The 14,151-nt window shown below is 60.0% G+C and carries 13 protein-coding genes and 1 tRNA gene; 5 read left to right on the plus strand and 9 right to left on the minus strand.

Annotation, left to right across the window (positions count from 1 at the left end; translation table 11 throughout):
- Positions 1-30: 30 nt before the first annotated feature.
- Complete coding sequence (fliI, locus tag ACP0KA_RS05605; protein ID WP_424627852.1) at positions 31-1,356, minus strand: flagellar protein export ATPase FliI; 1,326 nt, start codon at positions 1,354-1,356, stop codon at positions 31-33.
- Between the two features lie 367 nt (positions 1,357-1,723).
- Between fliI and ctrA the strand changes: the two genes are divergently transcribed.
- A complete protein-coding gene (gene ctrA, locus ACP0KA_RS05610) occupies positions 1,724-2,425 on the plus strand; it encodes a response regulator transcription factor CtrA (RefSeq protein WP_424627853.1) in 702 nt (233 codons plus the stop codon).
- A 233-nt stretch (positions 2,426-2,658) separates the two neighbouring features.
- Here the strand turns inward: ctrA and ACP0KA_RS05615 are convergent, their stop codons facing one another.
- The 6 genes from ACP0KA_RS05615 to chpT form a co-directional block, all read right to left on the minus strand.
- Positions 2,659-3,513, minus strand: a complete 855-nt coding sequence (locus ACP0KA_RS05615; RefSeq protein WP_424627854.1) for a CheR family methyltransferase — start codon at positions 3,511-3,513, stop codon at positions 2,659-2,661.
- Entirely contained in the window at positions 3,510-4,685 is a 1,176-nt protein-coding gene (locus tag ACP0KA_RS05620; protein ID WP_424627855.1) for a protein-glutamate methylesterase/protein-glutamine glutaminase, read from the minus strand. The genes ACP0KA_RS05615 and ACP0KA_RS05620 overlap by 4 nt, the downstream gene beginning before the upstream one ends.
- Before the next feature lie 79 nt (positions 4,686-4,764).
- Positions 4,765-5,130, minus strand: a complete 366-nt coding sequence (locus tag ACP0KA_RS05625) for a response regulator (RefSeq protein ID WP_424627856.1) — start codon at positions 5,128-5,130, stop codon at positions 4,765-4,767.
- Between the two features lie 75 nt (positions 5,131-5,205).
- Complete coding sequence (locus ACP0KA_RS05630) at positions 5,206-5,676, minus strand: chemotaxis protein CheW (RefSeq protein ID WP_424627857.1); 471 nt, start codon at positions 5,674-5,676, stop codon at positions 5,206-5,208.
- Between the two features lie 11 nt (positions 5,677-5,687).
- Positions 5,688-8,387, minus strand: coding sequence for a hybrid sensor histidine kinase/response regulator (locus ACP0KA_RS05635; RefSeq protein WP_424627858.1), 2,700 nt, complete (start codon positions 8,385-8,387; stop codon positions 5,688-5,690).
- Between the two features lie 186 nt (positions 8,388-8,573).
- The gene (chpT, locus tag ACP0KA_RS05640; protein ID WP_424627859.1) at positions 8,574-9,230 is read right to left on the minus strand and encodes a histidine phosphotransferase ChpT; all 657 of its coding nucleotides are present in this window, start codon (positions 9,228-9,230) and stop codon (positions 8,574-8,576) included.
- Between the two features lie 198 nt (positions 9,231-9,428).
- On the opposite strand from chpT, the gene cysQ reads away from it, so the two are divergent.
- The gene (gene cysQ, locus ACP0KA_RS05645) at positions 9,429-10,271 is read left to right on the plus strand and encodes a 3'(2'),5'-bisphosphate nucleotidase CysQ (protein WP_424627860.1); all 843 of its coding nucleotides are present in this window, start codon (positions 9,429-9,431) and stop codon (positions 10,269-10,271) included.
- A gap of 63 nt (positions 10,272-10,334) precedes the next feature.
- Here the strand turns inward: cysQ and ACP0KA_RS05650 are convergent, their stop codons facing one another.
- Entirely contained in the window at positions 10,335-10,766 is a 432-nt protein-coding gene (locus ACP0KA_RS05650; protein ID WP_424627861.1) for a YHS domain-containing (seleno)protein, read from the minus strand.
- A gap of 229 nt (positions 10,767-10,995) precedes the next feature.
- On the opposite strand from ACP0KA_RS05650, the gene ACP0KA_RS05655 reads away from it, so the two are divergent.
- The 3 genes from ACP0KA_RS05655 (at position 10,996) to ACP0KA_RS05665 (ending at position 13,188) form a co-directional block, all read left to right on the plus strand.
- Positions 10,996-11,568 carry a DUF1134 domain-containing protein gene (locus ACP0KA_RS05655; RefSeq protein ID WP_424627862.1) on the plus strand — a complete coding sequence of 191 codons (573 nt, stop codon included), beginning with the start codon at positions 10,996-10,998 and terminating at the stop codon, positions 11,566-11,568.
- Positions 11,569-11,708: 140 nt separating this feature from the next.
- Positions 11,709-13,001, plus strand: coding sequence for a hypothetical protein (locus ACP0KA_RS05660; RefSeq protein ID WP_424627863.1), 1,293 nt, complete (start codon positions 11,709-11,711; stop codon positions 12,999-13,001).
- Between the two features lie 112 nt (positions 13,002-13,113).
- Positions 13,114-13,188 (plus strand) — tRNA-Val (locus ACP0KA_RS05665).
- A 267-nt stretch (positions 13,189-13,455) separates the two neighbouring features.
- Here ACP0KA_RS05665 and ACP0KA_RS05670 read toward each other — a convergent pair.
- Positions 13,456-14,067: a TIGR00730 family Rossman fold protein gene (locus ACP0KA_RS05670; protein ID WP_424627864.1), complete on the minus strand. Its 612-nt coding sequence runs from the start codon at positions 14,065-14,067 to the stop codon at positions 13,456-13,458.
- Between the last annotated feature and the right edge of the window lie 84 nt (positions 14,068-14,151).

The following is a 14,151-nucleotide window of genomic DNA, read 5'->3' on the forward strand; positions in this document are numbered from 1 at the left end:
ACAGGTGACGCGGATCATGGCGCGACAAAGTTAGCGTTCCGTTTCCAAGATTTGTAGGATTTGCTCTAATTGTTGATATCCTTGGGTCAAACCGGTCGCCTCGTCCTTGGCCTGCCGCAGAAAATCCTCGAACGGCTCATGAAGCTTGATCGCCTCGTCCACCTCCGGACTTGAGCCGGCGCGATAAGCGCCCAGCCGGATCAATTCTTCCATGTCCGCATAGGTCGCCATGAGCTGCCGCGCCCGCTTGATGACGGGCAGATACTGAGGATCCGCCGACTTGGGCATCGTTCGGGACACCGATTTCAGGACATTGATTGCCGGATAGCGGCCCCGCTCGGCGATGGAACGCTCCATCACGATGTGCCCGTCGAGGATACCTCGAACCGCGTCCGCCACGGGCTCGTTATGGTCGTCGCCATCGACCAGCACTGTAAAGATGCCCGTGATGGTGCCCTCTCCCAGCCCCGGCCCCGCCCGTTCGAGCAGCTTGGGAAGCTCAGTGAAGACCGTCGGCGTGTAGCCCTTGGCGGTTGGCGGCTCCCCCGCCGAGAGACCGATTTCACGCTGTGCCATCGCAAAACGTGTCACCGAGTCCATCAGGCACAGCACATCCTTGTCTTCGTCACGGAAGTGTTCGGCGATCGCCAGCGTCAGATAGGCCGCCTGACGCCGCATCAAGGCCGGCTCGTCGGAGGTCGCAACCACCACGACGGAACGCGCCAAGCCTTCTTCGCCGAGGTCGTCCTGAAGAAACTCCTGCACCTCGCGGCCGCGCTCGCCGACCAGCCCGATTACCGAGATATCAGCATCGACGTTGCGGGCGAGCATCGACAGCAGGACCGACTTACCGACGCCGGAACCTGCGAAGATGCCCATGCGCTGACCGCGGCAGCAGGTGAGGAATGAGTTAAGTGCCCGCACACCGAGATCGAGTGGCTGCCCGACCCGCTTGCGCGAGTGGGCCGGCGGCGGTGCATTGCGGTACGGCACCGGAGACGCCCCCTGCGTCAACGGCCCCTTGCCGTCGATCGGCTCACCCATCGCATTGATGACCCGGCCGAGCCATGACGCCGAGGGGCGGACCTGATTGGCCGCGTTGGCAATGACGGCGCGACATCCCCGACGTACACCATCGAGACCCGCGAACGGCATGACCACGGCGTTGTTGCCGCTGAAGCCGATCACCTCACACGGGATAAAGCGATTGGAGCCCGTCTCGATGACAATGCGCGCTCCGACCGACATCGCGTGGATCGGCCCGGCAATCTCCACCATCAATCCACGTACACCGACAACACGGCCATAAATATTGACGCCATCGATGTCAGAGATCTGCTCGGCGAGAGCCTTCATTGCGAAAACCTTAAGTTTCGACGATTCCGAAGCTTGCCTTTAACCCTGTGTTTACCCGCATCGTTAATCATTGCGTCACTGTCTTTGGTGACTGAGCGCGCTCGGCCTTTATAAAAAGGCGTGAGTCGCAGGAGTCGGTTAAGTCCGCCTCTTAATGTGGAACTTGAACTGCAAGGGTACGAAAAGCTGCTTACGTGCAACATCTTAGTGCGATTCGACAAAAATTGCACGAATGAGCTTGCAGAGACGAATCAGCATTTGTTAACCATATGCAGTCAGGATCCGAATCAGTTGTTCAAAGGCGTTTTTCCAGTGCCGCGAGTAGCGGCCGGCCTGACGCCCGGAGCGGCGACTATAGGGGACTGGCATGCGCGTATTGCTGATTGAAGATGACAGCGCCACTGCGCAGTCGATCGAGTTGATGCTCAAATCCGAGAGTTTCAACGTCTATACGACGGATCTCGGAGAAGAAGGCGTCGATCTCGGCAAGCTTTATGATTACGACATCATTTTGCTCGACCTGAATCTGCCGGACATGTCCGGATATGACGTTTTGAAGCAGCTTCGTGTCTCGAAGATCAAAACACCCATTCTGATCCTCTCCGGCCTCGCCGGCATCGAGGACAAGGTTAAAGGTCTCGGCGTCGGCGCCGACGACTATATGACCAAACCCTTCCACAAGGATGAACTGATCGCCCGTATCCACGCGATCGTCCGTCGTTCCAAGGGTCACGCCCAGTCGGTCATCCAGACCGGCGATCTGGTGGTCAATCTCGATACCAAGACGGTCGAGGTCGGTGGCCAGCGCGTTCACCTAACGGGCAAGGAATACCAGATGCTGGAGCTACTCTCGCTCCGCAAGGGTACCACCCTGACCAAGGAAATGTTCCTCAACCACCTCTACGGTGGCATGGACGAGCCCGAACTGAAGATCATCGACGTCTTCATCTGCAAGCTGCGCAAGAAGCTCGCGAACGCCTCGGAAGGCCGCAACTTCATCGAGACTGTCTGGGGCCGCGGCTACGTGTTGCGCGAACCGCACGAAGACGACGTTCGCATTCCAGCCTAATAGCGGGTTGTACCAGGGCCCGTACGGCCCTTTCCTCCCGAACTGAACCCCGCCGCGAATGGCGGGGTTTTTGTTTTTTGCGCGTCGAACCTCGCGCCCGGCTGCCTAGACTGATGCTTGGTGACTGAATACCACTGGTGTGGTGGTTCAGGAGTTCGCTACGAGGTGCGCCGCAAGTCTCAGGCGAGCCTCGGATTCGAGACAGCGTCGCCGCGTACAGAAGAATGGGCGCCTTACCTGCCGAACGCCATCGCCGGCGCTTGCGCAGAAGCCGGGCGCACTGCGTTCGGTACATAAACGCCACGGCGTTGAGGACACGGCCGGTAGACGTCAGTCAGCCCCACAACAGTTTCTGCTGCGCCGAGGAAAAGGTAGCCGTCGGGCTCATGGGACTTCAGCATCCGATTGAAGATATCGATCTTCGTCGCCTGATCGAAATAAATCAGCACGTTGCGGCAGAAGATGATGTCGAAGCGGCCCAGGTGGGAGAAGTCCTGCAGCAGGTTCAACTGGCGATACTGAACCATGGCGCGGATGTCAGGATTGATCTGCCACAGATCGCCGACCTGCTTGAAATACTTCACCAACAGCTGGATCGGCAGGCCGCGCTGAACTTCGAACTGGCTGTAGATCCCCGACTTGGATTTCTCGAGGACCTCCTGCGACAGATCCGTTGCAATAATCTCGACGCGCCAGCCGCTGAGTGCCGCGCTCATTTCCTTGACGATCATCGCAAGTGAATAAGGTTCCTGGCCGGTGGACGCGGCAGCGCACCAGATGCGCAGGCTGCGACGGTTCGCTCGCGCGGCCAGCAGCTCGTTCAGAACCGTGTCCTTGACATGATCGAACGGAACCTTGTCGCGGAAGAAGAAGGTCTCGTTCGTGGTCATCGCTTCGACCACGTCGACCGTAATCGCCTCAGAACCGTTCTTGATCTTCTGAACAAGATCACCGATGCCCGAAAGACCTGCCTTGCGGGCAAGTGGAAGCAGCCGGCTTTCGATGAGATACTGCTTGTCCGCTGACAACAGCAGCCCGGAACGATCCTTCAGAATCTTTCGCAGGTAGTCATAATCTTGAGGCGTCACCCGCGAACTCCTGAAAACAAACGAACCAATTTTGGCGCAATCTGATCGAGCGGCAAAATAGCCGCGCAAACGCCTGCGTGGGCAACGGCGCCGGGCATTCCCCAGACCACACTGGTGGCTTCATCCTGCGCGATGACGTTGCCGCCCGCGGCGACAATTTCCTTGCTGCCGCCGCAACCGTCGGAGCCCATGCCGGTCAATATCACAGCGAGAATGCCGTTTTGCCAAACATCGATGGCCGACGAAAACAGCGGATCCACTGCCGGCTTGCAAAAATTAATCTGCGGCCCATCGGCGAGCGCAATCACGGGATTGCCGCCGGACCGTGCCACCCGCATGTGACGCCCACCAGGGGCAAGATAAATCTGACCGGGCTTGACCGCTTCGCCATCAATGGCCTCATGGGCCGGGCGACCGCTTGTCCGGGCAAGATGCTCCGCGAGAATGGTCGTGAATGTTGGCGGCATGTGCTGGGTGATCAGCACGGGATAGCGATCGATCACCGAGCCGATTCCGGCAATCAGGGTCATCAGCGCCTGAGGGCCACCAGTCGACGAGCCGATTAACAGTACACGCGGAGCTGCCGGACTGAACGGGCGTGTCGTCACTTTGGAAGGCACAGGCGGCACAACTGGCGGAGACAGCGTCCGTGCCGGCGATGCCTGCAACGGCTGCCCCGCTGGAGACAGCGAAGGGGAAGGAACAGTCGCCGGACGGCGCACCCGCGCGCCGAGATGACGAATCTTTTCAATCAGATCCCGCTTGAAAATATCCGCAGCGGCGATCTCACGTGTGCTTTCGGGCTTCGGGATATAATCCGATGCGCCGAGCGACAGCGCCTTGAGGCTGATCTCTGCATTCCGCAGGGTCAACGTGGATGCCATGATAATGATGAGATCGCGCTTCTTCGCCAGCAACAAGGGCAGCGCGGAAATGCCGTCCATATCCGGCATTTCGATATCGAGCACCACAACATCGGGCGCAACGCGTTCGACCTGATTGACCGCGTCGAGCCCTGTGCGGATCGACGCAGCAACCGTCATGTCGGCTTCTGCCTCGATCCAGCGGGAGATCAACCCGCGGATCACGGCAGAATCATCGACAACCATCACACGTAACGGCTCGTGCCGTTGTGTGGTTAGACCTGGAGACGCCGCGACTGCAACACTCATTTTCTTATCAGCTCTTGTAGCAACACGGCGTGTAAGACTTTTGCAGAGCAAAGCGCCGGAACATCCGACGCCCGAGATATTAGATCAGGCCGACCTCGTGGAACTTCGCGGTCACGATGTCCTTGTCGAACGGCTTCATGATGTATTCGTTGGCGCCGGCGTGCAGTGCCCGCGCGATGTGCGCGACATCGTTCTCAGTCGTGCAGAACACGACCTTAGGCTTATCGCCGCCGGGCATCAGACGAAGATTGCGGAGAAATTCATAGCCATCCATGACCGGCATGTTCCAGTCGAGAAGAACAGCGTCGGGCATTCCGTGCTTGCAGACTTCGACGGCCTTCTCGCCGTCTTCCGCTTCCACGATCTGGAAGTCGAGGCCTTCCAGAATTCGCCGTGCAACCTTTCGGATGACGCTTGAATCATCAACGATCAAACATGTTTTCATCGTAGCCTCTATCTCTGCGGTCCCGGTTTGGGCCGTTTCCTTCAGATTTTGTTGTCCCGCCTGTTCCCGGCGGTATTAGGCCGCCATCATGTCGGGAGCGATTTCCAGCACCCGGTCGACATCCAGAACCACCATCAATTGTCCGTCGAGACGGTGAACACCTCCGGCCATCTTGGCCATGCGTGGATCGAGATTGACCGGATTCACTTCGCGGCTGTCATTCGGCAGCTTGAGAACCTCGCCGATGTTGTCGATCAGAAGGCCGTAGGATTCGCCCCGCATATCGACACCCACCGCCATCGGCGGCCGGCCATTGTCATGCTTTGGCAACCCGAGCCGTGCCCGCATATCGATTGCAGTGACAATGCGGCCGCGCAGGTTGAGAACACCCGCGACATCGTCGGACGCCAGAGGCACCCGCGTCAGCCGATCCGGCATGAACACGTCCTGCACGCGAGAGATCGGCAGACCAAACAGTTGTCCTCCGATCATAGCCGTGACGAATTCGGTGATGCCGGCGTCCGGGCCATTAACTGATTCATTCATCGTCATATTCCTTACGCCGCCTGCTTCACTTCAGCGGTCTGTTCCTTCAAAGCAGCGATCAAGCCGGGACGGTCGAATTTCGCGACGTAGTCGTGGAAACCGGCCTGCCGGCCTCGCTCAATCGCGGCGGGCGAAATCAGCGACGACAGTGCGATGATCGGCATCGTTTCCATACGGCGATCGGACCGGATCGCCTCGGCAAATTCGAAGCCATTCATTTCAGGCATCTCGATATCGGTCAGGATGGCGTCGAAGTGCTGGCCCGTGCGCAACACGTTGAGGCCTTCCTGTCCGCTCTGCGCGACGGAGACGCGATAACCTGCCGCTTTCAGAACCGGCGCCAGCATGTTGCGGAAGAATGCGGAGTCGTCGACCAGCAGAACGGTCTGCGCAGTCATTGATGGACGCATTTCCTTGCGCGCGAACCAGTCGGCGAAAGCCATCGGCAGGAAGTGACCGACGTCGATCACTTCGGTTGCCTGTCCCTTCACCACAGCGGAGCCAAGGATTCCGTCCTGCGTGCTGGCGACTTCGATGCTGAGGTGCTCTTCGACGATGTCGATGATCTCATCGACCACCAATCCCATCGAGCGCCCGTCATCTGCGAACACAAGGATCGGCTGGACGCCGCTCTCGCGGATCGACACATCCTCGATCCGGACCAGCGGCATGAGCTGCTCGCGGTATTGAACCATGTGGCGGCCGTTCGAATACTCGATCTTGTCGGTCGCGATTTCTTCAAGCCGCGTCACGAGCGCCAACGGCACCGCCTTGGGCTGCGACGACCCCGCACGGAACACCAGCAGCGAGGTGAGTTGGCCTTCCGCGTTGGAGCGCGTCGCGGCGTTCTCGTCGTTGATTTCGTTTTGCGAGGCAACTGAGGTGCCGAGCGACTGGGCAATTCCGTTGGGGTCGATGATCATGATCACCGCACCGTCACCGAGGATGGTGTTCCCGGAGAACATGCCGATGTGGCGAAGCTTGGTGGACATCGGCTTGACCACGATTTCCTCAGTATGGAATACGCCGTCCACGACGATACCGAAGGTCTGACTGCCGACCTGGGTGACCACGATGAAACCGTTTTCCGGATCGCTCGACGCACCGTCGTCAATCCTCAGCAGCTTCTTCAGATGCATCAGCGGCAGCAGCTTGTTACGCAGGCGCAGAACCGGCGTGTCCTTGATGCGTTCGATGCGATGATCGGAGTTCGCGCGCGCGCGAACAAGCTCGACCACTGAGAGCTGAGGAATCGCAAACCGGTCGCCGGCGGCTTCGACAATCAGTGCCGACACGATCGCCAGCGTCAGCGGAATCTTGATGGTGAAGCTTGAACCTTCGCCCGGCACGGACTTGACGTCGATGGTGCCGCCGATCTGGTCGATGTTGGTACGAACCACGTCCATGCCGACGCCGCGGCCCGACACACTCGTGATCGCCGCAGCAGTCGAGAAGCCCGGCGCGAAGATGAACTTATGGATCTGCGCCTCGGTCATCTTCTCGATCTCGGCCTCGGTGGCCAGACCGTTGGAGATTGCCTTCTGCTTGATCCGCTCGGTGTTCAGACCACGACCATTGTCCGCGATGCAGATGATGATGTGGCCGCCTTCGTGATAGGCGGAAACGCGAATGGTGCCTTGTTCTGGCTTGCCGGCGGCGACACGGTCGGCGGTCGACTCAAGCCCGTGATCCGCGGAGTTGCGCACCATGTGCGTCAGCGGGTCCTTGATCAGATCGAGAACCTGGCGGTCGAGTTCGGTATCGGCGCCGTGCATTTCCAGTTCGATCTGCTTGCCGAGTTCGCTCGACAGATCGCGCACGATGCGCGGCAGCTTCTGCCACGCATTGCCGATCGGCTGCATGCGCGTCTTCATGACGCCTTCCTGCAACTCGGCCGTGACGTTGGAGAGACGCTGCAGCGGGACCTTGAATTCGGAGTCTTCGTTGCGCCGGCTGATTTCAAGCAGCTGATTGCGGGTCAGCACGAGCTCGGACACCATCGTCATCAGGTGCTCGAGCGTATCGACGTTGACGCGGATCGACTGGTTGGCGACCTTGTCGTTGTCGCCGCCTTCTGCCGCTTCGCTACCTGATTTCTTTGGCGCAGGCTTGGCCGCTGCAGGCTTCTTGGAGGCTTCGGCCTGAACCGGTGCCGGCGCGGGCGCAGCGGCAGGGGCAATAGACGGCGAAGCAACTTCGATTTCGGTTTCGCGGAATGCGCGCTCCAGTTCGTCGAGCGACACTTCGCCGGGCCGCAGTTCGCGCTCCAGGGTCTGGACGATCAGCGTTCCCTCTGCCTTGGCAGGAGCGGCGGCTGGCGCGCTTGCGGCCTGCTCGCCTTGTTCGACCATGCGTTCAAGCGCATCGATCAGATCGCGATCAGCTCCCTCCGGCTCCGCTTCGGTCGCTTCAAGCTGGCCAAGAATGTCTTTGATTCGATCGATCGTTGTCAGGATCAGCGTCACGGCTTCGCCGGTCACCGGCATGCCATCGCGGAATTTTCCCATCAGCGTTTCGGCTGCATGCGCCAACGCTTCCAATCTCGGCAATCCTAGAAAACCGCAAGTCCCTTTAATGGTGTGAACGAGACGGAAGATATTATCGAGGATCTTCGCGTTGTTCGGGTCCTGCTCAAAACGAACCAACTGATTGTCGACGGTGTCGAGGCTCTCATTGGTCTCAGTCAAAAATTCCCGCAACAAATCGTCCATGAACGCAAGCCTTCACACAACAGGGTACGCACAATACGCCCCGTGGATTCAGGCCAGTTTCAATGCAAAGCGTTTAATATTGGTTGAGCAAACGAAAAAGAACGCGCTCAACAAAGCACTAAAGGCGATTTGTCCGGCGGCGGAGCGCGTCCGGCCGCCGTTGATTAAAAATTGATGAAGATGCGATCAGGACATCGAGGATGTCGCGACGACCACTGCTTCGGTCTCGGGCGCCAAAGTGACCTTGAACCCACAAGCCTGAGCAAGCAGCGCCGTGTAGTAAGGCTGCACGCCGTGCGCGGTCACTGAACCCGCGTTTTCTATCTTCAGCTGCTCGGCGATGTTCTGCGGCTCGCGCGCGTAGGTACCGGCTGCGCGAATACGAAATCCCATCGTCTCCCCCTCGCCGACCGGATCGATGATGAGTTCGCCGCCTCGGGGGATCGCCTGCTGCGCAATCACCAACATGTTCAGCAGCAGCTTGACGCGATTCTTCGCCATCAGCAGGTGCGGCAGATTCCAGGTGATCTTGGTTTTCTCGTCCTCGAGATGCCCCCGCGATATTTTCTGCGCTTCGCCGAGGTCGATCTGCGAACCGGCGGACCCTGCCGCGCCGTAAGCGATGCGGCAGAACTGCAGCCGTGCCGAGGTGGATTTCGCGCTCTTGCGGATCAGATCGAGCGCGAATTCGCGGTCGTCTTCCTTGTTGCTGCTGTCGAACACCTCAAGCCCGTTGACGATCGCGCCGATCGGATTGATGAGGTCATGGCACACCCGCGAACACATCAGTGCGGCGAGTTCAATTGCGTCTGGGGCGGGACCGGGGGTCGGTGTGTCAGACATGCTTTTCCTAGACCTTTTCTGCAACTTCCTGCGATCAGGACACGCGAAGCGAACGCCGGTGGATTCACGTGATGCTGACACGGCGAATCACCCATGCTTTATGTTTGATACACTGCCGTCGCGGTCGCTGCCACCGAGGCGGACGCGAGAACCACAATGGACTGAAAACGGCAGATGCGGGCGCGAAGGACCCAACCAATGACGGAGATTTCCATGGCCGGGCCGGCGATCGATGCCGATGGCGCGGCGGCACTCATCGGGCCGCTGACGGATATCGTCGCAAAAGCCGGTGCGGCCATCCTCGCCGTCAGCCGATCCAGCATGCAGATCGAAGGCAAGGCGGACGGATCTCCGGTGACGGAGGCCGATATGGCCGCCGATCGCGTTATCGCGGAGGGATTGGCGAAACTCATCCCGCAACTGCCCACTTTATCGGAAGAACGGACCCATCTCGCCCAACGTCCCTACAAAGACAGCTTTTTCCTCATCGATCCCCTCGACGGAACTCAAGAGTTCGTTGCCGGCCGTGAGGAATTCACCGTCAATCTGGCGCTGGTCACCCGGGGTGAGCCGCTGCTCGGCATCGTCGGGGCCCCCGCGCTGGGGCTGATCTGGCGAGGGGTCGTCGGCCGGGGCGCAGAGCGGCTCCTTATCACCAAGGACGGCGAAACGCGCGCCGCTCAGTCCATTCGGACCCGCCCCCATCCAGGGCATGCCGCCCCATGGATCGTGACCGTGAGCCGATCTCATGGTGACAAGCGCACCGAGGCCTTCATTGCGGACCGCCCCGGCGCGGTCCGGCAAATTCTTGGTTCGGCGGTCAAGTTTTGTCGCGTCGCCGAGGGCGGTGCCGATATCTATCCCCGTCTCTCCCCCACCTGTGAATGGGATGTCGCGGCCGGCCATGCGGTGGTGACGGCAGCTGGCGGAAAAGTCACGGACAGCAAGGGCGCGGCACTCCGCTTTGGCGAAGCGCGCGAGGGATTTTTGATCCCGGAATTCATTGCATGGGGTGATCCGGCCGTAGCGGAGCGGAATTGACGTTCCGCACCCCTGTTTGCCGCGAACTCGTAATGCGACCGTCAGAATCTGACCACTGGCCGATCAGTAGTCTGCCAGCATCGCCCGCAGGGTACCCCATTCACTGGTCGCAAGCTTAAGCGTGTTCGCCGGATTAGCGGCAAAGGCTGCGAGGCTTTCCTCGCGGCTGAACAGATACAGCCGGCCACCCGAAACAAGCCAAAGCTGAGCCCGGCCTGCGACGGCCTTGCCTCTTGCGACGTCGATCGGGTCATAGCCGCCGAATTGCGGTCCGTAGATGTCCGGCCGCGCAACGAACGCCGCACGATTGGCTTCGTTGCGAAAGCGCCAGATCGCCCCGTTTTCGGAAACCTCGACATCCGGCGCCCCTTTGGCCGGCTCTGCGTCAGTGAAATAGGCAACCGGATCGAAGCCATCGATGGCCAGGCCCGAAAACCGGTTCACCACCACCTGTTCGGTCTCCGCCGCCCGGAGCGCTGGGCACGTCCCCACCACCAGCGCGCTCCACGCAAAAGCCGCGAGCGCGGCAAATCTGAGGCGTAACCCTTTATTTTCTTGCCGCTGTAACGTCATAGTTGATGCCGATAACCAATCGAGTCGGGGACGTGGGACCGCAGCTTAAGCCGATATGGGTCAGCAAGGCGTTAAGCGATGGGCATATGACCTCGCGATTTCGAGCGCGCTCTCACTTCGGTGGCTCACGCGCTATCCCAAGGGGTCTTTCATGAGCTTGGCTTCGCGCATTCTGGCTTTGATATTTGCCGCGACGGTTTCCTTGACAGTGCCGGCAGCAGCCCAACAACGCTCAGGCGGCGGCACCTTCAGCCCCGAGGAACTAGCCGGAGCTGGGCACCGGTTCTTCGGCAACGTCTCGCGAGGCCTTGCTTCAGTGATCGAGCGCGCCGTCAGCCAGTGGGGCCTGCCCAACGGCTACGTGCTGGGTGAAGAAGGCAGCGGCGCCTTTGTCGCCGGGCTTCGCTATGGCGAGGGCACGCTCTACACCAAGAACGCCGGCGATTTGCGGGTGTATTGGCAGGGCCCATCCGTTGGATTCGACTGGGGCGGCGATGGCGCCCGGACCATGGTTCTGGTCTATAACCTGCCCGCAACGGACGCGATATATCAGCGTTTCGCGGGCATCGATGGTTCAGCCTACATCATCGGCGGGTTCGGCATGACCGCGCTGACCGCCAATGGCATCGTGCTGGTGCCAATCCGCTCCGGGGTGGGCCTGCGTCTCGGCGCCAACATCGGCTATTTGAAGTTTACTCCCCGCGCGACCTGGAATCCGTTCTGAGCGCGCAGGTCACACCTCAATTTAGCCAGCGCCGTTGCGGCAAAGCCACGGATTCACGTTAAAGTATTGTTCCGCTAGCTTTTTCCCCTGCCTCCATGGCATGGTAAAAAACACGTAAATTCTGATGCAGGGGTCACGCCATGGTCGAACCGATCATGTATTTGGCGATCGGTTTTCTGGTGTCGATGCTGTTCGGTCTGATGATCGTACCGCTGGTGCACAATCGCGCGGTACGTCTGACCACCAAGCGTCTCGAAGCCGCCACCCCGCTCTCGATGGCCGAAATCCAGGCCGACAAAGACCAGTTGCGTGCCGAATTCGCGATGTCGGCGCGGCGCCTCGAAATGAGCGTCGAACAGCTCAAGAATAAGACGAGCAGCCAACTGGCCGAACTGGGCAAGAAATCGGATGCGATCAACCGCCTGAAGATCGAACTCGGCGAAAAGAACGCTGCGATCTTCGCACTAGAGGCGCGCGAGAAGGCGCTCAAGCACGAACAGCGGGCGACCGAAGAAGAATTCGCATCCAAGACGCAGCTGCTGCGCGCGGCCGAGCGGGAATTGGCCGATAAACGCGCCGAACTCGACAAACTGACGAACGAATTGTCTCAGCGCTCGGTAACGGCAGAGAGCCGGCAGACCGAGCTGGCGGCCGTCCGCGGACAAGTCGATGACCTGCAAAATCGCGTCAAAAGCGCCGAGCGCGAGTACTCTGAGACACAGCAGCGTCTGACAGCACAGCGCGGCGACGCCGACATCGCCTCGCATGAGCTGAATGAAGCCCGTGGCAAGGTCCAGAATCTCAATGCCCGGGTCAGCGACCTCGACCGACAGCTGTTGGTCCAGTCCAAGGAAGCCGAGATGCTCTCTGGACGCGTGACCGATCTCGAAAGCCGCCTGACGCAGCAAGGCAAGCTCCTTGCAGAGCGTGAGTATGAGAACAACCTGCTGCGCCAGCAGGTGGAAGCCGGGAAAAAAGCCGAACAGCAACTGCGCGACGAAATGGCTTCAGCCTCCGGAACCGGCCAGTCGTCGGTCGTCGAGAAACTAAAGGCAGAAAAGGCGGCGATCGAAGAGCAGCTCAGCACGGCCCGCGATGAACGGGCTAAAGCTCAGCGGGAGCTCAACCTCGTACATCAGCAGACGGAAGCCGCCTGGTCGACCGAGCGCACCGAAAATGCGCTGCTGCGGGAGCGGATCAACGACATCGCCGCGGAAGTTGCCAAACTCGCCGTGACGCTCGAAGGTCCCAACTCCCCGATTGAAGCCATTCTCGCCTCCGAGCCGGAGAGACCGGCCATCAGCGCCATCGTTAAAGGGGCGGCGGGGAACGATGCGGGGATGAACGGGGCGGCGGCAGATGCCCGTGGCACCCTCGCCGAGCGGATCCGGGCCCTGCAGGCCCATGCCTCCCGCGCACGCCAACCCGGCTGACATTAATCCGGCGATATCTTGGAAATTCCAGCTTCAGTACCGCGCCGCGCTTGACACACTGGCCCGCCCTTCCGTAAATCGCGGCTTCGAAAGGCCGCCGGTTCGGCCACTCGGGCGCATAGCTCAGCGGGAGAGCGTTCCCTTCACACGGGAGAGGTCCAAGGTTCGATCCCTTGTGCGCCCACCATTTAAGCCCTTCAAATTCCTCATAAGTCTGACGGCTCTCTGGCATCAGAGCGTATTTTGGGCGGACCGGGGCAAGAACATCCGTGCATATCCGTGCAGCGTGTTCGCAGCCTATTCCGGGTCAGCTACGGCGTCGCCCTGCCACGGCGGACGGTGGTGTTGGCTGTGACGGCGCGCAAAGACCAACAAGATCGATCGCTGCATCACGCCGCGCGGCACGACTGACAGAACAGCACCGTGGCTACCGCGGCGAACCGCGGCATTAGACCTACATCTTGTCGATGACGGAGCGGACACCTTCGTCATGCGCGCCAGCGCTGGCGCTCGCAGCGACAATTGCCGGGATAATGTCCTCGACCCGGTCAGTGACGATCGGCTGGACGAGGTGGCTGCTATGGATAAAACCGGCCTGCCGCACATGCTCGATCATCGCCAGCATGGGGTTCCAAAACCCATTGACGTTCGCGAACGCCATCGGCTTGCGATGCTGACCAAGCTGCCCCCAGGTCATGATCTCGACGATTTCTTCAATCGTGCCGATCCCGCCGGGCAACGCCACGAAAGCATCCGAGCGCTCGAACATATGATGTTTGCGCTCATGCATCGTCTCGGTGACAGTTACGTCGTTGAACATCGACATGGCTGCCTTGGTCGTCTCCCGGCCAACGAGAAAGCTTGGGATGATAGCGCCGACCTGACCGCCAGCGTCGAGGACGCCCCGAGCGACTGCGCCCATGATACCGGTGGTCCCGCCGCCATAGATCAGCTTCAATCCCGCCGCCGCCAGGCAAGAGCCCAACTGTGCTCCCGCTTCCAGGTATGCAGGGTCGTTACCCGGCGAGGAACCACAATAGACGCAGACTGCACGAATCTTATTCATGCGTGGGGAGTAGCAGCACTCGCAAGCGAGACACAAGGCCGTGCAAATGGCGAGCACGAGAAATTCGACATCCCTTAAGCGATT

Origin of the sequence: Bradyrhizobium sp. SYSU BS000235, from assembly GCF_049747295.1 — a bacterium.
GTDB lineage: Bacteria > Pseudomonadota > Alphaproteobacteria > Rhizobiales > Xanthobacteraceae > Afipia.